Source organism: Xenorhabdus siamensis (genome assembly GCF_037996745.1).
Classification (GTDB): domain Bacteria; phylum Pseudomonadota; class Gammaproteobacteria; order Enterobacterales; family Enterobacteriaceae; genus Xenorhabdus; species Xenorhabdus indica.
In genome coordinates this window covers 396,831-419,977 of the sequence record NZ_JBBMXE010000005.1, presented here as the reverse complement: position 1 = coordinate 419,977, position 23,147 = coordinate 396,831, and the positions used below count along the sequence as shown (strand labels likewise).

At 37.8% G+C, this 23,147-nt stretch carries 20 protein-coding genes; 8 read left to right on the top strand and 12 right to left on the bottom strand.

What is annotated here, in order from left to right:
- Window positions 1-18: 18 nt before the first annotated feature.
- Window positions 19-237 carry a SlyX family protein gene (locus AAC852_RS05770; RefSeq protein WP_323865361.1) on the top strand — a complete coding sequence of 73 codons (219 nt, stop codon included), beginning with the start codon at window positions 19-21 and terminating at the stop codon, window positions 235-237.
- Window positions 238-355: 118 nt separating this feature from the next.
- On the opposite strand, the gene slyD is transcribed toward AAC852_RS05770, so the two are convergent.
- Window positions 356-886: a peptidylprolyl isomerase gene (gene slyD / locus AAC852_RS05765; protein WP_340620194.1), complete on the bottom strand. Its 531-nt coding sequence runs from the start codon at window positions 884-886 to the stop codon at window positions 356-358.
- A 139-nt stretch (window positions 887-1,025) separates the two neighbouring features.
- Complete coding sequence (locus AAC852_RS05760; RefSeq protein WP_340620193.1) at window positions 1,026-1,229, bottom strand: YheV family putative zinc ribbon protein; 204 nt, start codon at window positions 1,227-1,229, stop codon at window positions 1,026-1,028.
- 224 nt (window positions 1,230-1,453) lie between these two features.
- On the opposite strand from AAC852_RS05760, the gene AAC852_RS05755 reads away from it, so the two are divergent.
- Window positions 1,454-3,406: an ABC transporter ATP-binding protein gene (locus AAC852_RS05755; RefSeq protein ID WP_340620192.1), complete on the top strand. Its 1,953-nt coding sequence runs from the start codon at window positions 1,454-1,456 to the stop codon at window positions 3,404-3,406.
- A gap of 351 nt (window positions 3,407-3,757) precedes the next feature.
- On the opposite strand, the gene AAC852_RS05750 is transcribed toward AAC852_RS05755, so the two are convergent.
- From AAC852_RS05750 to AAC852_RS05725, 6 genes are all read right to left on the bottom strand, one after another.
- Window positions 3,758-4,648 (bottom strand): LysR family transcriptional regulator, encoded by an 891-nt coding sequence (locus tag AAC852_RS05750; RefSeq protein ID WP_340620191.1) that lies wholly within the window; start codon window positions 4,646-4,648, stop codon window positions 3,758-3,760.
- 945 nt (window positions 4,649-5,593) lie between these two features.
- A complete protein-coding gene (locus AAC852_RS05745; protein WP_340620190.1) occupies window positions 5,594-6,529 on the bottom strand; it encodes a hypothetical protein in 936 nt (311 codons plus the stop codon).
- A gap of 93 nt (window positions 6,530-6,622) precedes the next feature.
- Window positions 6,623-7,852, bottom strand: coding sequence for a hypothetical protein (locus AAC852_RS05740; RefSeq protein WP_340620189.1), 1,230 nt, complete (start codon window positions 7,850-7,852; stop codon window positions 6,623-6,625).
- Between the two features lie 107 nt (window positions 7,853-7,959).
- Entirely contained in the window at window positions 7,960-9,186 is a 1,227-nt protein-coding gene (locus AAC852_RS05735; RefSeq protein ID WP_340620188.1) for a hypothetical protein, read from the bottom strand.
- Window positions 9,187-9,620: 434 nt separating this feature from the next.
- The gene (locus AAC852_RS05730; RefSeq protein ID WP_340620187.1) at window positions 9,621-11,213 is read right to left on the bottom strand and encodes a hypothetical protein; all 1,593 of its coding nucleotides are present in this window, start codon (window positions 11,211-11,213) and stop codon (window positions 9,621-9,623) included.
- A 243-nt stretch (window positions 11,214-11,456) separates the two neighbouring features.
- Window positions 11,457-14,348: an inverse autotransporter beta domain-containing protein gene (locus tag AAC852_RS05725; protein ID WP_340620186.1), complete on the bottom strand. Its 2,892-nt coding sequence runs from the start codon at window positions 14,346-14,348 to the stop codon at window positions 11,457-11,459.
- A 293-nt stretch (window positions 14,349-14,641) separates the two neighbouring features.
- Here AAC852_RS05725 and murQ point away from each other — a divergent pair, with 293 nt between their 5' ends.
- A complete protein-coding gene (murQ, locus tag AAC852_RS05720) occupies window positions 14,642-15,547 on the top strand; it encodes an N-acetylmuramic acid 6-phosphate etherase (protein WP_340620185.1) in 906 nt (301 codons plus the stop codon).
- 43 nt (window positions 15,548-15,590) lie between these two features.
- Window positions 15,591-17,054 (top strand): PTS N-acetylmuramic acid transporter subunit IIBC, encoded by a 1,464-nt coding sequence (gene murP / locus AAC852_RS05715; protein WP_340620184.1) that lies wholly within the window; start codon window positions 15,591-15,593, stop codon window positions 17,052-17,054.
- Window position 17,055: 1 nt separating this feature from the next.
- On the opposite strand, the gene AAC852_RS05710 is transcribed toward murP, so the two are convergent.
- Window positions 17,056-17,661, bottom strand: coding sequence for a LysE family translocator (locus AAC852_RS05710; RefSeq protein WP_340620183.1), 606 nt, complete (start codon window positions 17,659-17,661; stop codon window positions 17,056-17,058).
- Between the two features lie 160 nt (window positions 17,662-17,821).
- On the opposite strand from AAC852_RS05710, the gene AAC852_RS05705 reads away from it, so the two are divergent.
- From AAC852_RS05705 to crp, 3 genes are all read left to right on the top strand, one after another.
- Window positions 17,822-18,040 (top strand): YheU family protein, encoded by a 219-nt coding sequence (locus tag AAC852_RS05705; RefSeq protein ID WP_038269474.1) that lies wholly within the window; start codon window positions 17,822-17,824, stop codon window positions 18,038-18,040.
- A gap of 122 nt (window positions 18,041-18,162) precedes the next feature.
- Complete coding sequence (locus AAC852_RS05700; protein WP_340620182.1) at window positions 18,163-19,032, top strand: phosphoribulokinase; 870 nt, start codon at window positions 18,163-18,165, stop codon at window positions 19,030-19,032.
- Window positions 19,033-19,438: 406 nt separating this feature from the next.
- Window positions 19,439-20,071, top strand: coding sequence for a cAMP-activated global transcriptional regulator CRP (crp, locus tag AAC852_RS05695; RefSeq protein ID WP_004240730.1), 633 nt, complete (start codon window positions 19,439-19,441; stop codon window positions 20,069-20,071).
- Window positions 20,072-20,267: 196 nt separating this feature from the next.
- On the opposite strand, the gene AAC852_RS05690 is transcribed toward crp, so the two are convergent.
- Window positions 20,268-20,843 (bottom strand): aminodeoxychorismate synthase component II, encoded by a 576-nt coding sequence (locus AAC852_RS05690; protein ID WP_340620181.1) that lies wholly within the window; start codon window positions 20,841-20,843, stop codon window positions 20,268-20,270.
- A gap of 329 nt (window positions 20,844-21,172) precedes the next feature.
- Window positions 21,173-21,739 carry a peptidylprolyl isomerase A gene (gene ppiA / locus AAC852_RS05685; RefSeq protein WP_340620180.1) on the bottom strand — a complete coding sequence of 189 codons (567 nt, stop codon included), beginning with the start codon at window positions 21,737-21,739 and terminating at the stop codon, window positions 21,173-21,175.
- 391 nt (window positions 21,740-22,130) lie between these two features.
- On the opposite strand from ppiA, the gene yihA reads away from it, so the two are divergent.
- Window positions 22,131-22,754, top strand: coding sequence for a ribosome biogenesis GTP-binding protein YihA/YsxC (gene yihA, locus AAC852_RS05680; RefSeq protein ID WP_340620179.1), 624 nt, complete (start codon window positions 22,131-22,133; stop codon window positions 22,752-22,754).
- A gap of 93 nt (window positions 22,755-22,847) precedes the next feature.
- Here yihA and spfP read toward each other — a convergent pair whose 3' ends face one another.
- Window positions 22,848-22,895 carry a small protein SpfP gene (gene spfP, locus AAC852_RS20165; protein ID WP_438361642.1) on the bottom strand — a complete coding sequence of 16 codons (48 nt, stop codon included), beginning with the start codon at window positions 22,893-22,895 and terminating at the stop codon, window positions 22,848-22,850.
- Window positions 22,896-23,147 lie beyond the last annotated feature (252 nt).

Below are 23,147 nucleotides of genomic sequence, written 5' to 3'. Positions count from 1 at the left end.
AAGACAGGGGGAAAAGTCATGGTATTATCCAGCCTTGAGCAAAGATTTGAGCAACTGGAAACTAAACTGGCCTATCAGGAAGTTACCATTGAAGCGTTGAATCAAGAAGTCAGAAAACAGCAAGTAGAAATAGATAAGCTAAAAGAACAGCTAAAATTAATGGCCGAACGACTTAAAACTCATCAGTCATCAATTATTGCACCACTTTCAGAAGAAACGCCCCCACCCCACTACTGAAAACAGATCCACTGAAGCCAATGCCGGCTATCCAATCGGGGAAACGTCTGCCAGGGAAGGCAAAAAGACCGACAAAAAGAGAAGCCTGCCAGCTTCCCTTTTTCAGCTCACCCGCTAATCAATGGCAACCACCGCCACAGCAGCTATGACCTTCATGATCATGATCGTGATCACCGCAACCACCCTGACCATGTACGTGACCATGAGCCAGTTCTTCTTCTGTTGCCTCACGAACCGCTATAATTTCAACGTTGAATTTCAGATTCTGACCAGCCAGCATGTGGTTACCATCAACAACAACTTCATCACCTTCTAAAGCGGTAATTTCAACAGGCACAGGCCCCATATCGGTATCCGCCAGGAAACGCATACCAACCTGCAACTCTTCTACACCAACAAAAACATCTTTTGATACGCGCTGAACTAAGTTCTCATCATACTGACCATACGCATCATTTGCTTCAACGCTAACATCAAAACGTTCACCCGCCTCACGACCTTCCAGCGCTTTTTCCAAACCGCTAATCAGGGAACCGCGGCCATGGAGATAGTCTAACGGTGCGCTCACCGGAGACTCATCAACTAAAACACCATCTTCTGTTCTTACTTGATAAGCCAAGCTGACCACCAAATCTTTTGCTACTTTCATGACATCTCCTACGATACCCAGGAAAAAACGTGGGAAAAATTGTTACGACTAAAAAAATGCCGCTGATTGTACCGGAATTCTACTTCACTGTACCTAGTGATGGAAAAATTTATCCGTTACCCATTGTAATTACATTGAGTTATTGAGGTGTAAAAATACCGATAACTTGTTCCTGCTCTCGGACATGAGACGTTACAGTCTCATCAGTTTGTCGCTGCAGATGTCCACAGTGAACACACTCGACAATATCAACTCTGTTTTCCTGCCACATTGCCAAAGTATCCTGTGACTGACACTTTGGGCACACAGCACCTGCTATAAAACGTTTACGACTCCCTGACATACTTACCCCCATTGCTGTTCATGCCTAATGCGGATGAATCCCTAACCTGATTAATGTTTTACGCAGTAGTTCCACTTCGCTCATATCATGTTAGATGACAATAACATCAGTCCCTTCCCAGGACGTGTCAGACTGCCTATTTTCCGCTACCATGCACGCCAAGCTATCAAAACGAATACATATAATGTCATTATTAACTTAACATATCCCATACAGACAACATCATGATTGTTTTTTCTTCTCTGCAAATCCGTCGTGGCATTCGCGTTCTACTGGATGATGCCAACGCAACCATCAATCCCGGCCAAAAAGTGGGATTAGTTGGTAAAAATGGTTGTGGTAAATCAACCCTACTCTCATTACTGAAAGGGGAACTACAAGCTGAAAGTGGCTCTGTGACATTTCCCAACAATTGGGCTTTAGCTTGGGTGAATCAGGAAACACCAGCTCTGGAAATTTCGGCTCTGGAATATGTGATCGATGGTGATCGTGAATTCCGTCAACTGGAACAGAAACTGCAAATTGCCAACGAACAGAATGATGGTCATGCCATTGCACACCTTCACGGCTTGCTCGACACTATTCAAGCATGGACAATCCGTGCCCGTGCATCCAGTTTACTGCATGGACTGGGCTTCTCTCAGGCGCAACTGGAGCAACCTGTCCGTTCATTTTCCGGTGGCTGGCGTATGCGACTTAATCTGGCTCAGGCACTGATTTGTCGTTCTGAGCTATTGTTGCTCGATGAACCCACCAACCACCTTGATCTGGATGCTGTAATCTGGCTCGAAAAATGGCTGAAAAACTATACAGGTACTTTAATCCTGATATCGCACGACAGAGATTTCCTCGATCCAGTCATTGATAAAGTCCTGCACATTGAACAGCAGAGCTTATTTGAATACACGGGCAATTACTCTTCTTTTGAACGGCAACGGGTAGCCAAACTCGCCCAACAACAAGCCTTATACCAAAGCCAGCAAGAGAAAGTAGCGCATTTGCAAAGCTACATTGATCGTTTTCGCGCTAAAGCTTCTAAGGCAAAACAAGCTCAAAGCCGAATCAAAATGCTGGAGCGAATGGAGCTGATTGCACCTGCTCATGTTGATAACCCATTCCGTTTCAGTTTCCGCCAGCCAGACAGTCTGCCAAATCCACTATTAATTATGGAAAAAGTCAGTGCCGGATATGGAGATAAAACGGTACTGAACTCAATCAAATTAAATTTGGTTCCGGGTTCACGCATTGGCTTGTTGGGTCGTAACGGTGCGGGTAAATCAACCCTGATAAAATTACTGGCAGGGGAACTCATTCCACAACAAGGAGAGATTTCCTTAGCTAAGGGCATCAAGCTAGGATATTTTGCACAACATCAGTTGGAATATCTTCGTGTAGATGAATCTCCTTTACAACATTTAGCCAGACTTGCTCCTCAGGAAACAGAACAACAGTTAAGAGATTATCTTGGTGGTTTTGGTTTCAAAGGTGACCAAGTGACCGATCCAACTGTCCGTTTCTCAGGAGGAGAAAAAGCCCGATTGGTGCTGGCGCTGATTGTCTGGCAACGACCGAATCTTCTGTTGTTGGATGAACCGACCAACCACCTCGATCTCGATATGAGACAAGCATTGACCGAAGCCCTAATCGATTTTGATGGCGCTCTTGTCGTGGTATCGCACGACAGGCACTTATTGCGTTCCACGACAGATGAACTCTATTTAGTCCATGATGGCAAAGTAGAACCTTTCAAAGGTGATTTGGAAGACTATCAACAATGGCTGACAGAGTTACAACGTCAACAGTTGCGTGAAAGTCAGGAAAAGGAAAAAACAGCTCCCGGTACAGATGATTCTGTAAATAACGTTCAAAATTACAGTGCGCAAGAACGCAAAGATCAAAAACGACGTGAAGCAGAATTCCGTAGCCAGACGCAACCATTGCGTAAGCAACTCACCGTTCTTGAAAAAGAGATGGAGAATTTAAGTACAAAATTGGCAAGTTTGGCAGAAAAACTTTCAGATAACACAATATATGAAAGTGAACATAAAACTGAATTAACGGATTGCCTGCATCAACAAGTAAAGACCAAATCCAGACTGGAAGATATCGAAATGGAATGGTTGAATATTCAAGAGCAACTTGAAAAAATGACAGAAATATTTAACATCAATCAGTAAGTTTATTACCATTCAATTATTGTTAAGCAATGATTACCAGGTATTGTAATTCAACACCCGGTAATCATGCTTTATATAGCAAGACCCCTAATCTTCCTATGTGTTCCCAAACATATTATGTGCTCAGCTAAGAAAAGGAATTCATTTAAAATGAATTATCTTACTGACCGTAAAAATGACAAATCATTTAATTAAAAAGTGTTTTTATCATTAAAGACATCAGTAATTCTAATAAACATTCCACACTCCTTAACGAAAATTGCCTTATCATTTATGATTTAAATCTGATTTCACAACAGAGTATATTAAGAATAACAATAGAATGATTCACTGATCATTTATCAAATTATTTTACAGATTAGCCACCAATGCAGAAAAACTTTCGGCATCGTCAATCAAATCATCATCTATTGACTTACACCATACTACACCTAAATCTATTTTCTTATCAGTTTCAATAACTTCTAACAAATTCATATAATAATCAGGAATTGCAGCAATCATCCTTTTAGGTACACAGGCATAAGTACCGTTCTTTGTAATCATCTCCATAATTAACATGATATCATTTGTTTTTAATAACAAATTCATATTATCACCAGTATAAACAGGAAAGACATTCAAACAATCATTCAGGTCAATCACCTCTTTCTTTCCCGATGAACTGATCAGAAAATTCTTATGCTTAGACTTGCTGTTTTCCGTTCTAAATTTAGATATTAATTGACTCCTTTTTCTAAAGATATAAACCAATTTTTCAGTAAAAGTTTTTTTCGGCTTTAACTGTGTCACAGCCACCAATGGCACTACAGCTACATGAAGCATTCCCACATTCAACAAACTCACCTGCTGCTCAACTGACAATCCTGTCATCAAAGCCAGTACAACATTCCCTTTCTTCCCTGCAAGCTGCCTTTCTATTTGCGAATAGTTATGAGTGGAAAAACAGGACCCAATATATAGGTACCTGACAAGTTCCCTTTTTGAATCAGATTGTACCTGACTTTTAAACTGTTCATAATGCGTTAAAAACTTCCTGGCATTTTCCAACGTCTTCTGCCCAAAATCTGTTAATCTTGTTCCACTTGGCCCCCTTCTAAATAATGAAGCACCCAGAATACCTTCCAGAGCATGTATTTTTTTCGTCAAAGCAGGCTGAGAAAGATAAAGTTTCTCTGAAGCCTTATGATAATTAAGGGTCTCAGCCAAAACGATGAAAGCTTCAAGATTGCGTATATCCATGTTCTTTCGCCCAATGGTTGTGAATAATGACAAAACATTACAGATTCATGGTGATAGCATTTTAACTTAGTGTTTCGCCAAAGATTTTATCGAGACTACTGGTCAAAATATTAACCAGTGAAGTGTTAGTTAATAAGGATACAATTAGCAAAAGATTTACTATTGTGTTTTAATCACATAAATTAATAATTACATTTGTGAAAAAGATGAAGTACGCAACTACCAATACAGAAAAAGATAATTCTTCATTTAACAACAAATAACTTCAGAACATTAAAATCAATCTTAATAAAATATCATACTATTAAACCACATGTGAATAGATTAATAATAAAAACTAAGAAAAGCATATCAAACTAGTTTACTCGTATAATGACAACACCCATAGTTTATTCATGTTTTCTTATAACAAAACCCATACATTCTTTATCATCAATTCATATTTAACGCTTATCACGTGTTAATTTTAAAATACATCCATCTACATAATACAATTTATAAACCACCAGAAGAAAATAAATTACAAAAGGTTTAATTATCAAAATACGAGTAAAATACAACTTTTATGACAACTTATTTTTAGAGTAATATTACCTATTTAATATACCTATCCTTATTTCAAGTTTTTAATTTTTTGGGTATAGGAACATTCTGTATTTATATATTATTGCACAGGTAAAACATGCTGGAGTTTTCTTATAAAGGGAGGTATCGATTGAACATTAAGATAATCACTTAATGAAATATTAGCTAAGCAGCTTTAAAACCATTGAAGTGCAATTGGATTGGCACCCATTTTTATAAGTGCCAATTTCGTATAAAAAATCATACTATTACATGTAATTGAACTACTCTCGATCACAGTGAATTTAATTTATTATCAACTTTATGATTAAATTCATACCATTAAAGTAAACATAAAGTTATGTATTTTTAAACATCCCTTTAAAAACAACGAGGACAATTAATGTGGCCATGATTAGGGCCAAAAGTAATATCAGGGCACTCAGGCTTACCAGATTCAAAAGGTGGACTTGTGTATCCTGGTCCGCAAGTAAATATTCTTCCGCTCCAGGGTGAAGAGGTACGCCCATCTTCTGTAGAATACGTAAATGTCAGCTTACTATATCCAAACGACTGACCATCACTCGTCTTACAATACCAATTACGACAGAACCCTTCGAGCTCACGATAATCAAGACAGAAAACAACCCGCCCAATATTAGGATCATGAGGATACGGCTCCATAATTTTTGGGCCAAGCGTTGTATCTAACCTCAGGCAAAAGTCCACAGATGCATTCAATGAGACCGCACTCCCCATCCGTACACCACCCGGAGTATCATTACTTCCCTGTATTACAACATACAATCCGGTCTGCCCATCTTGGGTATTTTGATAATTGGAAAGGGCGTAACAATTAACAACATTATTGACATTTACATTACTACAATCATCATTGTCATGTTGGTGTATTATATTTGCATGGTCAATTCCAAAACTGGAATATACAAGGCAAGGGTCATATTCAGCGTTTTGATATGGTCCCGTTTGGCCACTATAAAATACCGATAGTGATTCTGAATTTTGCGTTGAACCATCATTACGTGTAACACTATAACTAAATTCACACGTATTTCCAATCTCAAAAATAGTAAAACTTAATCTTTTAGTGCAACGAGTGTCTAAAAGAGTTACATCACCAAGAACAAAGCAATCTCCAGTACTATGACCGTTTACATAAAAACATATAGTATCCGTATCATGAGCATATTCATAAGCTGGAATGATTACACAAAAATAACTATTATTTCCATTATATAAATAATGCCCGTCATATCCGTTAATTATCGGTGCAGGAAGTAAATTACTATCATACATAGCATCACCTCATCATTGTTCATATATACATTATTAATAAAATAAAAAATCCTCAAAGCCTATAGATTATTATTATCTAATAAAATAATACACTTATTCATTTTCATAAGTAACAATATGAGAAAACCAAGTATTGCTATAAGAAACATCAGGATCAAGATCTGTTCCAACTTGATAATCAAAATATAGTTTACCAAGATTGTTAGAAAATCCTATTTTGTTTTCTAAAATCTCACGAGGTATATCAAATACCAAAGACTCGCTAATTTCCTCCTGTGAATATGGCATCGTAGCAGAATTACTCCAGTTAAAATTTCCTGTACCGTCAATAATGTATAAATTCAATGTTACTTTAGAACCACATGCAACTTTTGATGTATCATTAGGATCACTTGTTCCTGTGATTTCAACATATAACCCCGCATCTACACTATTAATAGTAGAAATTTTATTATCATTGATAATGGAATATTGTTTTAAAATATTTTCAGGAAAAACACCAGCACTACTATAAACCACACAAGGTTCATATACCCTATTAACATCAGACCAAGGCTTATTTGGCTCTCTCATATAAGTTAAAGTTAATGGCCTTGATTTATATGGATATATATCTCCAGTTTCGCTGATAACAATGTAAGAAAAATATGATAAAACTTTATTTTCAAAAATAGAACAAGGTAAATCAAACGGATTTTCCAAATCACTCACGTCTGAAAATTCAATAAATTTTTTAGTATATTCATCATTAACGAAAAACAGTATAAAACCGTTATTTATAATATTTCCTATTTCTTTAATTTTAACTTTGAATGTACTATTCTCATATGATTTTAAATACCCTCCTGAAAAATTTATTATGTCTGGTGGAAGCATTTTATCCGAAAGATTTTCTAATGTATTATTAACAATATAGATCTTATTATCTGCCGCAGAAATAGTTTTTTCATTTCCAGGTATTTGGGCATACAACTGCATTATTAGCCCTTGTGATCTAACAGGCTGTATGAAAAATAAAATATCTCCATTATCATCTGTCTCAACATAGAAACCTTCTTGATTATTTACTGACTCAACTGTAATTTCATCCTGGTGATTAGATGAAAATATTTTTACATTTTTCAAATTAGAACCTGAATCATCGGTAACGAGTATTCTAGTTCCTATTAAAGGATGACCATATATATCCCTAACCGTTGTTGTTACTTTAGTAAATATTTTATCTGAATCAGGAGCATATGACGGTGGAACTGCTAAAAAAGGAGTATCAATATTCAATCTTAATGATTGAAGTCTTACTCTCTCAGAAAGAGAAATAATCATTTTTTTACCTTACGTCATTTATAATATTACGGAATTAATAAATAAAAACAATTATTTTATTAAAAACACAATAATCAGAGAAATATATTTTTTTCAGTTAATTGTCATTAACCAATATCAGTCTCAATATCAGCTTCCCAAACATTACCATATTGCTGATTACCAGCATAAAAAAATGTATAGTCAAAATAAATACGACCTAATCTATTATCTGGATATGTTTTAACATCAACAACATCCACAAATGGAATATGAATAATAGCCGCTACTTTATTATCAGATTGTATCTCTACTCTACCAGAATAGCTTTTAATATAGCTTTTATTTATTGAGTTAAGATACATATTTAAAGTGACAAAAATATCCAATGGTACTTTATCTGTCTCTTTATCATGTTCTGTAGTACCTAATATTTTAACATTTAATCCTCCCCTTTGATCATTTGGGTATTTTTGTATTGAAGAATAATTAATTAAATCGTGATTTTGTATAACATGATATTTTGCAACACCAAAGCTGTCATATACAACACAAGTAGCATAGTTTCTGCCTGATGCCGGGTTCTGTTCTGGTTTATATTTAACACCTCCTTTATAAATTAAAGGCAATGAGTTGGACTTATCCGCCAGTATATCTCCAGAATCTCTGATAATAACATAGAAGAAATCTGAATAAATATCTTTTGTGAAGATATCATATGGCAAATGATAAAAAATACTCGAATCACCTTCCTGCTCCCTTCTAACAAAATACTTTGTATATTCTCCATTTACAAAAAATAAAATATAATCTCCCGGTGTCGCTCCTGAATATCCTGGTATTTCAACCTTAAATTTACTGTTCCCATTAGATTTTAAATACTCTCCAAAGAAATTTATTATTTGCGGCATTACAAATTTAATCTTCATATTATCCGGTGACTTATTAACAATAAAAATTGTATGCTTAGCAGGAACCTGTTTTGTTGACCCAATTATATTAGAATATAAATCAAGAACAACAGAATGAGCCTGAAGTGGTTGAATAAAAAATTCAACCTTTCCATTTCCATTAGTTTTTATAGTAAATCCTTCTCTACTACTACCTTGGCATATAATGGGAATTTCTTGATTTGATTCTGAATTGTAGATTTTTACTTTTTTAAGATTTTCAGGAATAGAACCTGATACAAATATAGAGATATTAGGTAGGGCGTTACCATATATATCTATAATATTTGCAGTAACTTTTATTCTTTTATCACCTACACCATGATCAGGTAGATTAGGAATAGCAAAAAATGGAAAGTCCATATCCAACTGTAATGAATCAAAATTTATTTCATTGATATTCATATAAGAAACCTCTATTTTCATAATAATATTATGCGTTAATAAAAATAAATCATACTAAAAAATCATTATTAACACTATATTGGTGGGGATTTAATAAATTACAAATTTGACCTCATTATCACATATTGCAATAATAAATTATTGCCATTAAAATTATACAATACAAAAGGAACAATTAATTTTAATGGTGATAAGAAAATATACTGATATTGACTTTTTACTTTTAAATTAGTCGACAAATAAATAGCAGAATTAGATTCCTATAAAACCGATAATCATTATCATATAGTAATATATTGATAAGATCATCGGATTTAATATTAAAAAATAATGAATATCGCCTACTTTATGGATCAGGTTAATGTGGCATAATATCAAATTCATAACAGCATGTTTCATAATAAATCTAAAAAAATTATGCCATCCAATAGAAACTAATTATTATCATTTTCTGGTATTCCTGTACGTGTATCTATTCCTCCTTCCCAAACCTTACCATAATATTTACTCCTGGCTACACTAAATTCATAATCAAACCAAATAGTACCCGCTCCACCATTATCATATGGTAATATATTAACAAGATCTTCGAGTTTAATATTAAAAAATAAAGAATATCTATTAGTTTCCGAATTAATATCATGTGGCATGGTGCCCATTTTATAAGGCACTTGTATATTACGGTTTGATGCCTGAATATACATATTTAATGTCACTTTTGCACCCAAAGGTACTTTTGTTTTTGAATTTTTATCTCCTACAACTTCAATAAATAACCCTGTACTTCCTTTGGGATTATCTAAATATTTTTTTATGTTATCATAACCAATAGTTTCACCAGGGAATATCTCATCACCTTTAACGCCAAGGCTCGTATATACCTTACAGGCGTCATATTTCCTTTCTATATCTGGAGAAGGAGAATATTTCGCGCCTCCCATATAAGTCACATATTCTGGCAGAGAAGTTATAGAACTACCATTTCTCCCTAAAATAACTACACAATTAAATTCGTAAGTAACACCTATCTTAAAAATACCATAGGGCACTTGATAAGTATATTTATCCTGCCCCAGCTCTTTGCCCGGATCACCTACAATAACATAATGACCACTATATTTACGTTCCTTATCTTGTTCTTTAGTCAGAAAGAGTATATAGTCACCTTGCGCTGCATTTGGGTAATCGTATATTCCCACATAAAAATTTGGAGTACCAGAATAAGAAGTTAAATTAGAAGTTGTACCCAATATATTTGGTTCTGGCATAGCATCTAGATCGTCAGGGATTTCAGTGTTAACAAGAAAAAGAGGAGAAATAGCATCCACTGGACGTACAACATTCAAAATCCAAGTTTCCAAATAAAGAATCATTGAATGAGCTTGTATTGGATAAATATAAAACTTTATATTCCCTTTTTCATCAGAATTTATAGTTATTACAGGATAACTGAAAGCGCCAATATACTTTACTGAAATTTCTTTTTCTGTGTGATCCTTAAATTTACAGGAAGTTAGGTGTTTTAGTTTTTCTGATCGTATCAAAATAGGAACATTTTTTAGAGGATCTCCATTCATATCCAGCAAAGTGGTAGTCGCCATAGATTTTAAATCACTATTTATAGAACCATTTACTACGTTCTTTATATCTAAAAATTCTTTATCAAATATAAGGGGTAATGTATCTGGATTTATTGTTCTGGTTATCCCGTTAAAAACGAATGGATCGGCAGTAGAACCATTCGCTTTAATGGTAAATTTTATTGGCTCTTTTTCCTGTGCATTTTTATTAACAGTCAACAATACATCACATGTAACCACAGTGCCATCAGAGTTTTGACGATTTAATACAACTTCTCCGTGTGGAGCAATAATATTGGATGTTACTTCTGTAAATGTAATATTTACATCCGCGACATTAATTACTTTTTTAGATATTAAAGTAACAGTTAAAAGAAAACGCTGTCCTACGATAAGGTCTGCCTGTTTTGAAATCGTTGTTGTTAATACATCTTTTGTTTCTGACATAATTTTGTAACCTCATTATATTTATATGAAAGAAAACAATTACAGTATCTTTTGGAAACTCATTTATTCGAGTTTCTTTATATTCATTACCTAACGGGATTTAACTTAAAGAAATTAAGATTAAAAATATAATGAATTTTTTTTATCACCTGATAACAATTAGTTATCACTATTAGCTTGTAATATTTCCCAATAGAAATTGGTTAACTGTATTAACTAATTACTATTGAAAATTTCACTCGGTTATTTGGAACCACGATCCTTTTTTGTGTCAATAGTACAAATTAATAATCCTTCATCATCAGATTCAGTACTTGATTTCTCTGTATGAGGATCAAATATTACATAAACTTTACTATTGTAGGCGGCTAACAATTTATATTTAAGTTTGTCTACGTCAACATCACTAGGATTATCATTAAATAATCCCCAGTCATAAAGGTTGTCAAACTCAGTATTTATCGCATGCTTTTCAGACGACTTCATAAAATCCTGTTCAGAAACAGATATAAAAGAATCAAATCCCATATTGCCGTCACGGTTCAGATCGTTGCATGTTACTCCATCCGTCGCTCTATGATAGCCTCGCAGCTCTGGATTTTTACCGGTAAAATAGGGGTATACAATTTGTCTAACCATATTCACAGTGTAATGATATAAATAAGTCCTTCCATCTTTTTCTGTTATTTCTGCTTTTATCGTTGCATTACCTGCTGGCCCAGGAAAAATTATAACGTTACTATTTTTATCCACCATAACTATGTTACTAAATACATTATTATCATCCAGTTCTATGCTATAATTAGCTTCATTACCAAAAGCGCCTGATGAATCTTTTCCAAGCCTGCCAATCAGGGAGTTAAAAACCGTATACGGATGGCCTGTTTCAGTAAAGTACCGTTGTTTTTGTTGATTAAATTTATTATAAACAAACAAAACCGCATCCTGATCTTTCGGTTTAAAGCTAACTAAATCATCTGCAAATTTGGATTCTTTCTGATCGTCTGGCTCAGACATTTGTAATGTTACTTTTATATCTTTCACCCCTGCATTATGGCTTTTTAATGTTGCATATAAATATCCTTCTGCATCTGTTGTATTTTCATTTTTTGGATCTTTTTCAGGTTGCCCCAGATCAACTTTAATCTGTTCATGATCCCGACTCCATTTCACATCAAAAAATGTCTGATTCGGAATAACAGATGTTTGATCGTGTTTATTCACAATCTTCGCCCTATATTTATATGCACTCTTCCCATCAGCAACTAATGGTTTAGAGGAATCATAGCCTTGATGGAAAACTCCGTTTTCATCAATAGTGCCAACAACTTCAACACTTGCAATCTCAAATTCCACTGGTGCCGCGAATTCTACAGGATGTTTTAATGTTAATAAATCATCGACAGTGACTATTATCTTATACTGTCGAGCGTTTGTACTGGTAAATTCTGTAGTTGCTTCACCATTATCATCAATCTTAGTGCTCGTTGGTTTAAATTCGATCCCTTCCGGTACAGAGGTAAAAGTAACCTTCTTGTTAATCTCCGGTTGGTCATCATCATCTTTAGCGACTACAGTCAGCTTATAAGATTTATTAATTTTCATAGTGCCTTCTGGAAGAGGTTTTAGAAAAACATTTGCCTTATCAAAAGATACCGGATGAGCCTGTATTGGTGTATTCCCTTCAATAGAAAGAGATACAACAATATCCTTTTCTCCCTTACCACCAGTCATGGTTAACTCTGCGGTTAATTCCCCTTCGCTATTCGTTTGTATATCTCCTTTTGGTACATTTAAAGTAAGCCCCTCTACAACCTTATCTTTACTCCATTTCACATTAGGGATTATTCTATTTTTCACAACCTTATCATTGCTATCTAATATAATAGCTTTATAGATATATTTACTTGTACCATCAGCAGTTAAACTTCCATCTTTAGTATTTCCTTTTGGGATGACTATCAGAATATTATCTTTAATCTTGTAACCCTGAATTGGTACAAAAAACTCAGCAATTGGGATTTTCCGATGATCAAGCACGATATTATTATTCCTTTCCACCAAATCATAACGGCTGCCTGCTAATGTACGCATAGAAGCCACATTATCCGGTGATAACTGCGTACTCAAAGGAACCCCCAATCTGTAGTTTAAATTCGCCAGAAATTGCGTTTCAGTACGGCCGCTTTCTCCCTGTTTATAGTCCACACCCATTGTTATCAATGGAATAGGCGTATAAGTCACACCCAATTTAACCAATTTGGGGTTTTTCTGTTTAGTCTTCCGGTTGAATAAAGTCACGTTGTCGCCAAAATATTGCTCATAGGACAATTTGCCCCCCAGATTAGGGTAAGCAGGCAGGAAGAATTCTCCATTAATATCATAGCCATTGGCCGGGCGTTCCTGGTGCTCTTCGAAATACCGCGAAATTTGCCAGTCACTTAAACGACGATAAGCGTTAGCAGAAAGTTTAATATAGTCCCCCCAAATTTCGCCTCCTAATCCTAAGCGCCTGTTTTTACCCGTCAGATCATAGTCATAAAATGTATTCAGGCCATACATCCAGTTTTGATAAAAAAAACGCCCCCCCAAACCAAGGTTAATTGTATTCCGGCTATCTTTATTACGATAACCTAATTGAGAAAAGAGCAACCAATCAGCTTTATTATCGTAAAGGGGTAATAACAGGTCTAATGAGTTATTTTCTAGTTTGCCTTTTTTATCAAGGCCAAAGTTAATTTTCGCTGTACCGAATTGGGATAACCATTTTTGTACTTCAGAGGTAACAGTACTGTTGATTCTTCCCAAAGCGTAAGATTTGGCTTGTTCTGCCAATTGTGAAGAAGATGATGACAGTATATTACCGACTGTCTGAATATTTCTTGTAATAAAATCAGGTAGCTCATGTTCTGAAATATTATCTGCGTTTTGTATATCATCCTTTTTATTGGTATTGGAAGTCAAAAGTTTTTTACTTACTTCTTTTACTGAAATACCTACATTATCTATCTTGGATACATCAGTTTGTTCACGTGTTACGTTACTTTCAGCAAAGGCGTTCATGATTGTAGAAGGGATAAGCAACGTATAAAGAATAGTGAAGAAACCAATGAATTTACCAATATATGATGGCATATATAAGCACCCCGATAGATTTTATTATCAGTAATCTTATTTTGATACCAACACCACTGGAGTAAGATTACTTCCCCTTTAATATATTAGAAAGATTTCTTAATTATGCAACTTGGAATAATTATCGACTGATAATCAATAGTTAACGCATGGTTCTTAGAATCAATAGATTAGATATTTAAGAAAATAAAAACACAGTCTGAAATATGAAAGCTATATTATGTGATCAATACGATAATTCAGTATTTATGAATTACCTAAAATCATTCCATCACATGCAGCAGGAAAACATGATGAAAATCGATCTGAATAATCTGGTGACTGAAAGCCGTAACCTCGCCAGTACTCATATTGATGAGTTATCAACTCTCGATATGCTCCGCGTTATCAATGATGAAGACAAAAAAGTCGCCGTTGCGGTTGAGCAGACACTACCTCAGGTTGCTCTTGTCGTTGATAAAGTTGCAGAAGCTTTACGTCAGGATGGACGCTTAATCTATAGCGGAGCAGGAACATCAGGTCGATTAGGGATTTTGGATGCCAGCGAATGTCCGCCAACCTACGGCACCAAACCGGAACAAGTGGTCGGTTTAATTGCTGGCGGGCATCAAGCCATTTTGAAAGCCGTCGAAAACGCGGAAGATAATCGGCAATTAGGCGCAAATGATCTTAAGGCACTACACCTTAATAAAAAAGATGTGCTGGTCGGAATTGCCGCCAGTGGCCGGACACCCTACGTGTTGGGAGCGATGGAGTATGCCATATCAGTGGGAGCAACTGTCGCCTGTATCAGTTGCAATCCTGGCAGTCCGATGACCCGACTGGCTGATATCGCTATCACCCCCATTGTAGGACCAGAAGTTGTAACAGGTTCCTCCCGTATGAAAGCAGGTACAGCGCAAAAATTGGTGCTGAATATGATCACGACAGGAGCCATGATCCGTACTGGTAAGGTATATGGCAATTTGATGGTGGATGTGGAAGCCACTAATGCTAAGTTAGTTGAACGACAAAAAAATATTGTCATGGCTGCTACTGAGTGCAACAGGGAGACGGCAGAACAAGCCCTGAACGCCTGTAACGGCCACTGCAAAACTGCAATTGTGATGATCCTATCGGGGAGCAGTGCCGAAGAAGCCAAAATATTATTAACAGAACATCAAGGGTTCGTCCGTCCAACAATTTCAACCGTTCGATAATCATTACTTTTTCTTTGTGGAAGATAAACCGCAGGGGTGGTACGTGGCTAAAATTAATTCAGATATGCTGATTGAAATTCTTCACGCTATTGGTGGAGCAAGTAATGTCATACATAGTGGCAACTGCATGACCCGTCTGAGATTGACGTTACGTGATAGTTTGCTGGTCGATAAAACTAAATTGAAGCTAATTCCCGGCGTTCTGGGAGTAATTGAAAGTCATGAACAACTCCAAATTGTCCTTGGCCCCGGTAACGCCCAAACAGCGGCGGATATGATGAATGAACTATTAAGTTATGCTGATTATCCCGCTTCTGAACATCACTCAACAGAACATCACTCGGCAAATTTGAAAGAGATTGCCTCTTCCAATAAAAAACACCTCAAAGAGAAACAAACCCATCCAATCCATAAATTCCTTACCAAATTTGCTACCATTTTTACTCCTCTGATCCCCGGATTTATCGCTGTTGGTCTACTACTGGGCCTTGCGACTCTGCTGGAGCAAATTTTCATTCAAGGTGTTGCACAACCCAACGCTGTATTGGTTGAAATGATCGGCTATATGAAAATTTTCAGCAAAGGAATGTTCACTTTCTTCAGTATCTTGATTGGTTACAACGCGCAGAAGGCTTTTGGCGGTTCAGGCGTTAATGGTGCCATCATCGCTTCTCTGTTTATTTTGGGTTATAACCCTGACGCTCCCAGCGGCTTTTATTCTGGTATCAACAATTTCTTTGGCTTCCTCATCGATCCACGGGGAAATATTATCGGAGTATTGATTGCCGGTATTCTGGGAGCCTGGGTTGAGAAGCAGATCCGTAAGAGCATGTCTGCTGACCTGGACATGATCCTGACCTCAGCCATTACGCTGCTTATTATGGGCGCGGTTACTTTTATTGTGATTATGCCGATAGGCAGTTATCTGTTTACAGCAATGTCATGGCTTTTCACCAATCTAAATGGTAATCCATTCGGTACAGCCATTTTGGCGGGATTATTTTTGATAGCCGTGATGTTCGGTGTGCATCAGGGTTTTGTGCCAGTCTATTTTGCTCTGGTAGAAACACAAGGGTTTAATTCCCTGTTTCCGATTCTGGCAATGGCAGGAGCAGGGCAAGTAGGCTCTGCACTGGCGCTATATGTCAGAGCCAAAAAAGAGTCGTTATTACGCACTCAAATCAAAGGAGCTATTATTCCGGGCTTTTTAGGGATCGGTGAGCCCTTGATTTATGGTGTAACATTGCCTCGCATCAAACCATTCGTTACCGCCTGTTTTGGTGGCGCTGTTGGTGGTTTTTTTGTCGGCCTGATTGCCTGGTTTGGATTGCCCGTCGGCCTGAATACGGTTTTCGGTCCCTCCGGTGTGGTTGCCCTGCCCTTAATGACATCCCAAACAGGCATTTTCATGGGCATGGCAGTATACAGTGCAGGGCTGATTGTTTCGTATATCAGTGGCTTTGTGCTGACATTTTTCTTTGGCAGCAAGAATATTGATTTGAGCTGATTCAGCTAATCCAGATTAATGGTACACAAGCTGCTGTCAAAAGCCCCATCACGATATTGAAAGTAAACCATGCGGTACGGCTTTTTAACAAACGGCCAATCATAGCGCCTAAAATAAGCCATACCATTCCGGTGACTGTATTACACAATAACATCACCACGCTGATAACCAGAATGGAATGGATATATAAATCCCCTGTTAAACTATAGCTACTGATAGCCCCTAACCCCATCATCCATGCTTTCGGGTTCAAAAACTGCAATAGCCAGCCTTGATGGCTTTTAATGGGTGTCCCAAGGGATGGTGTAGCCTCCAGCCGTTTGTATTGTGCAGTCACCGTCTTCCAGGCCAGCCACAGTAAATACAGGCTACCGAGCACCTTCAAGCCGGTGTGTATGGTCGGATATACCAGCAGTAACGCGGCAATACCAAAAGCAGACAGCAACAGGACGCTTTGCATCCCAAAAACAATTCCCAACAACAGTATCAACGAACGGCGGAACCCAAAATTGGCACCAGATGATGTCAGTAACATATTGTTCGGGCCGGGTGTGATCGCGGAGATAAACATAAATGTGCTAAGTGAGAATATCAGGCTGGCGGTCATGGCGTACTTTATCCCTCAATTATTGACATTTCCTTTCTAAGAAAATAGCAGTATGTTATTTAGCATACAAGGCCAGTTAACAATGAAAGTTAAACTCAAAAAACATCCTCAAAGCTAAGCAATACCAGCAGCTAATATAATGTGATATGGAGCGACCACAATGATTATCCCGTGGCAACAAGTAGAACCCGATACTCTACTTAACTTGATCGAAAGTTTTGTCTTGCGGGAAGGCACCGACTACGGTGAACTCGAAAAAACACTGGAACAGAAAGTACAGGATGTAAAACGCCAGCTTGAGCGGGGTGAAGCCCTGCTGGTTTGGTCTGAATTGCATGAGACTGTCAATATCATGCCTAAGGAGATGTTCCGTCCATAGTTTCATATCATTTCTGGCTCAATAAATAGCATTTCATTCAACATCGGTTTGTTTTATTGGCCTGATACTGCTGATCACGAGAACGATCATCCCAATTTTTTATGATAAGGAGTCTGTTTCTTATGTCTGCCAAACACCCTGTCATTGCCATAACCGGCTCTAGCGGAGCCGGAACGACAACCACCAGTGTGGCATTTCGCAAGATTTTCCAACAACTCGGCATCACTGCCGCACTTATCGAAGGGGATAGTTTCCACCGTTATACCCGCCCTGAAATGGACGCAGAAATACGTAAAGCGAAAGAACAAGGCAGGCACATCAGTTACTTCGGGCCAGAAGCGAATGATTTCCATATGCTAGAGAAGACATTCTTTGAATATGGGGAAACAGGTGCTGGCCGCTGGCGGAAATATCTGCATACGTATGACGAAGCTGTTCCCTACAACCAAGTACCGGGTACATTCACGCCCTGGGAATCGCTACCATCAAACACCGATATGCTGTTTTATGAAGGATTACATGGTGGTGTTGTCACGCCGCAATACAATGTCGCCGAATTAGTTGATCTGCTAATTGGTGTTGTCCCCATCGTCAACCTTGAATGGATACAAAAACTCATTCGCGATACCAGTGAACGCGGGCATTCAAGGGAGGCGGTTATGGATTCCGTGGTTCGTTCGATGGATGATTATATTCGCTATATTACGCCACAGTTTTCCCGCACTCACATCAACTTTCAACGCGTTCCTACTGTTGATACCTCCAACCCCTTTTCCGCCAAAGCTATTCCTTCTCTAGACGAAAGTTTTATCGTCATCCGATTCCGTGGTCTGAGCCAAATCGATTTCCCTTATTTACTGGCCATGCTTCAGGGTTCGTTTATTTCCAGTATAAATACTATCGTCGTTCCGGGTGGAAAAATGGGACTGGCAATGGAGTTAATTATGGCTCCGTTAGTTCAACAATTACTGGAAGGCAAAAAAATTTCCTGAATTAAGCACAAGTTAATTATCAATAACGCAGGTAACAAAAAATAATGTTACCTGTGATAAAACACCCACTATTCACCCACTTATAAATGAAAATGTAGTAAATGGTGTTCTGCAAACAGATTTCTGGTAATTTATTAACTGGTTTTATATGCTGAAGCGATACAGGAGAAGACAGAAATGTTTTCCTGTGTTACAAACAAAAGTTACAAGCGAAGCTGGCAGGTTTTATGGGTCTGGATGACTACACCAATATGTTAGCATCCTTTATAAACCTATATAAAATTCTTACTTGTCAGTTTTTCAGCAAGTTAATATGTTAATCTATTGACTTTATAAAGCCAGCCTGATGAGAAACTGTCAGCTTCTCAGAACATAAAGGCGGAAATAACAACAGAGGATAAAGCGAATGGTTCTCGGCAAGCCACAAACAGACCCTACTCTTGAATGGTTTTTGTCACACTGCCATATTCACAAATATCCATCCAAGAGCACGCTTATTCATCAAGGCGAGAAAGCAGAAACGCTTTACTACATTGTTAAAGGTTCAGTTGCTGTTCTAATAAAAGATGAAGAAGGTAAAGAAATGATCCTCTCTTATTTAAATCAGGGGGATTTCATTGGTGAACTTGGATTGTTTGAAGAAGGGCAAGAACGTACTGCATGGGTGCGAGCTAAGAGCGCCTGTGAAGTGGCTGAAATTTCTTATAAGAAATTTCGCCAGTTAATTCAGGTTAATCCTGACATTCTGATGCGTTTATCCGCTCAGATGGCAAGCCGCTTACAAACAACATCGGAAAAAGTTGGAAACCTGGCATTTCTGGATGTGACAGGTCGTATTGCACAGACATTGCTCAATCTGGCCAAACAGCCTGATGCAATGACCCATCCTGATGGTATGCAAATCAAAATTACACGTCAGGAAATTGGGCAGATTGTCGGATGCTCCCGTGAAACTGTCGGCCGCATTCTGAAAATGCTGGAAGATCAAAACCTGATCTCTGCGCACGGCAAAACAATTGTCGTTTATGGAACCCGCTAGTTCTTGAAATTGCGCTTGAATTAGGCCAGTGCGGCCCATAGAGCACTGGCTTTTTGCTTTCCATCCTTCAGCTTCTCTCATCCCTTAACAAAATGAAACCCGCTGGTGCATAATTTAGTGATATCACCTGCCCACAAATGCTTCGTAAAAAAATGGCCGTAAACAGTAGCCAAAAGAGGAAGTAAATCGTTCTTCGTTAATATTTAAGAAAATTATTTAACAGTTCATGTCCTTGTTCACTCAGGATGCTTTCCGGATGGAACTGCACGCCTTCCAAGGGGAGAGTACGGTGACGTATTCCCATTATTTCATCCACATTACCATCATGCTGGCTCCATGCCGTAACCTCAAAGGATGCAGGTAACGTTTCTGCGGCAATAACCAAAGAGTGATAACGGGTAACTGTCAGTGGACGATTCAATCCCTTAAATACACCTTGCTGGTTATGGTGAATTAAACAGGTTTTTCCGTGCATCACCTCACGGGCTTTAACAACACTCGCGCCAAAAGCCTGACCAATCGCTTGATGTCCGAGACACACCCCCAAAATCGGCACTTTCCCGGCAAAATGTGAAATGGCTTCCAGTGAGATCCCTGATTCATCTGGTGTACAAGGCCCCGGAGAGATCACTAAATGAGTCGGTGCTAATTTCTCGATATCTTCAAGCTGTAATTCATCATTACGCTTAACTAAAACATTTGCCCCTAACTCACAAAAATATTGATATAAATTGAATGTAAAAGAGTCGTAGTTATCTATTATTAATAACATAGGAGTTCATCCTACTGATTTTTATAGTTTTATATATTGCGTTGTCCTATTGGACATTATGCGTTCTGTATCACGGTAAAATTAGGTAAAGCAGCACCAACGGTAGCGGGACAGTCATCATACCACATAGACATTTTTAAAATAGGGGCAGGGATTACCGCCAGACAGCGGCACATATCCACAGTGAGGTCTTTTTCGTGTGAAAACGTAGAGGAGTGAGAAAGGGAGACGGCACTTTAAAAACCCTGAAACTTCAAAAAGTGTAATAACAGGCCAATACCGTCTCATTCTCTATCTTTCAGGCAAAAAACGTGTTTTTCTCATCAAGGTTATTGGGAAACAACCTTTGCAGAAAGTATCACAATCGGTTTAACAGGAACATTTTGGTAAGGCCCAACATTTTCTGTTTTGACTTGAGAAATTTTGTCAACCACATCCATCCCTTTCACTACCTTACCAAAGACGGCATAGCCGAAATCACGCTGACCGTGGTCAAGAAAAGCATTATCAGTCACATTAATGAAAAACTGACTGGTTGCACTATCCTTATCTGCGGTGCGTGCCATCGCAATTGTTCCACGCAAGTTACGTAAGCCATTATCAGCTTCATTTTTGATTGGGGCTTTGGTGACTTTCTGTTTCATATCTTTCGTAAATCCCCCTCCCTGGATCATGAAACCGGGAATAACGCGATGGAAAATCGTATTGTTATAAAAACCCTCATTCACATACTCAACGAAATTCTTTGTGGTAATCGGCGCCTTATTGCTATCCAGTTCAAGCTCTATTTCACCTGCTGATGTCATCAGCTTCACGTGAGTTTCGGCAGCCAATGCTGGAGCAGCCATACTGATAGCACATGCCGTCATAAGCGACACAAAAATACGTTTAAACATTGATGGTTCCTTTATTCTTGAGGTCAATAACAAAACCCATAAAACTCATTAAGTGTAATTCCCTATAGCGCTAAGTTGCAAAGATTTACCAACTTTTACGAGTAATGATGAGTTTTGCTAAAGAATATCTATCTAAATAAATATTATATTCTCATATTCTGGGTAGAGTTTATTTTTGGAATAGCGTCTATCTTGGTGTTCTTTCATACATATTAGGCAGGAAAAAGTTGCAGAATATTCTTTACTACGTTAGGCAAAAATAATTTCAGTCAAAAAGCAAAAATATGTCGTAATAGAAACATCACGATAAAGTTACACCTGTCCACAAGCCGTTGCTCTCGGTATAATCACCGCGCTGTTTTTTCGTGTATTCCGCAGGGAGATAATCATTTTGACCATCAAAAACTACAACTATCATACGACCCACTTTGTCACGAGTGCACCTGACATTCGCCACCTGCCTCAAGATGTGGGCATTGAGGTCGCGTTTGCCGGTCGGTCAAATGCCGGTAAATCCAGTGCGCTGAATGCACTGACCCGGCAAAAGAGCCTTGCCCGTACCAGTAAAACGCCCGGACGAACGCAATTGATTAACCTGTTTGAGGTAGAAGAAGGCATACGCCTGGTTGACTTACCGGGTTATGGTTATGCACAAGTGCCGGAAGAAATGAAACTCAAGTGGCAGAGAGCATTGGGCGAATATCTCCAGAAACGTGAATGCCTACAGGGGCTGGTGGTATTGATGGATATCCGTCATCCACTAAAAGATCTGGATAGGCAAATGATTGAATGGGCGATCGTGATGCAAGTACCAGTCATGATACTACTGACCAAAGCCGATAAACTGGCATCAGGGGCACGCAAAAAACAATTAAACGAAGTACGTCAGGAATTGGCTGCGCTGGACGGTGATATTCAGATCGAGAATTTCTCTGTTTTGAAAAAAATTGGCATAGACAAACTTGAACAGAAACTTAATAACTGGTTCAGCCAGCCCACTATTGAAGTGAAGTAATTTCCACCTTTTCCCTTCTCACCTCCTGCAACAATCGTAAATCACGCATAAAAAAACGCCCCAGTCAAAAGAGATGACTGGGGCAGCTAATATTCAGCTAAATCCGATTACGTGAAGTAAAAGGTCTGAAAGATAGAACATCTTACCTCTGTACCCTACGCCAATAACTTTACCCTATTTTTTTTATCAAAAAAAGATTTTTTTGTAATTAATTTTCAATAAATACCTCGATTTAGCCATAATTATGTGATCAATCTCTGTCATTACACCATTTTTCTTGTAGTTTAATTACATATTTGTGGGATCTGGATCTAATCTAAAATCTAACCAAAATTCTTGTCTCACGCCCCTTCACAGCATAATAAAGAAAGCCACAGCGCATTAAATGTGCTG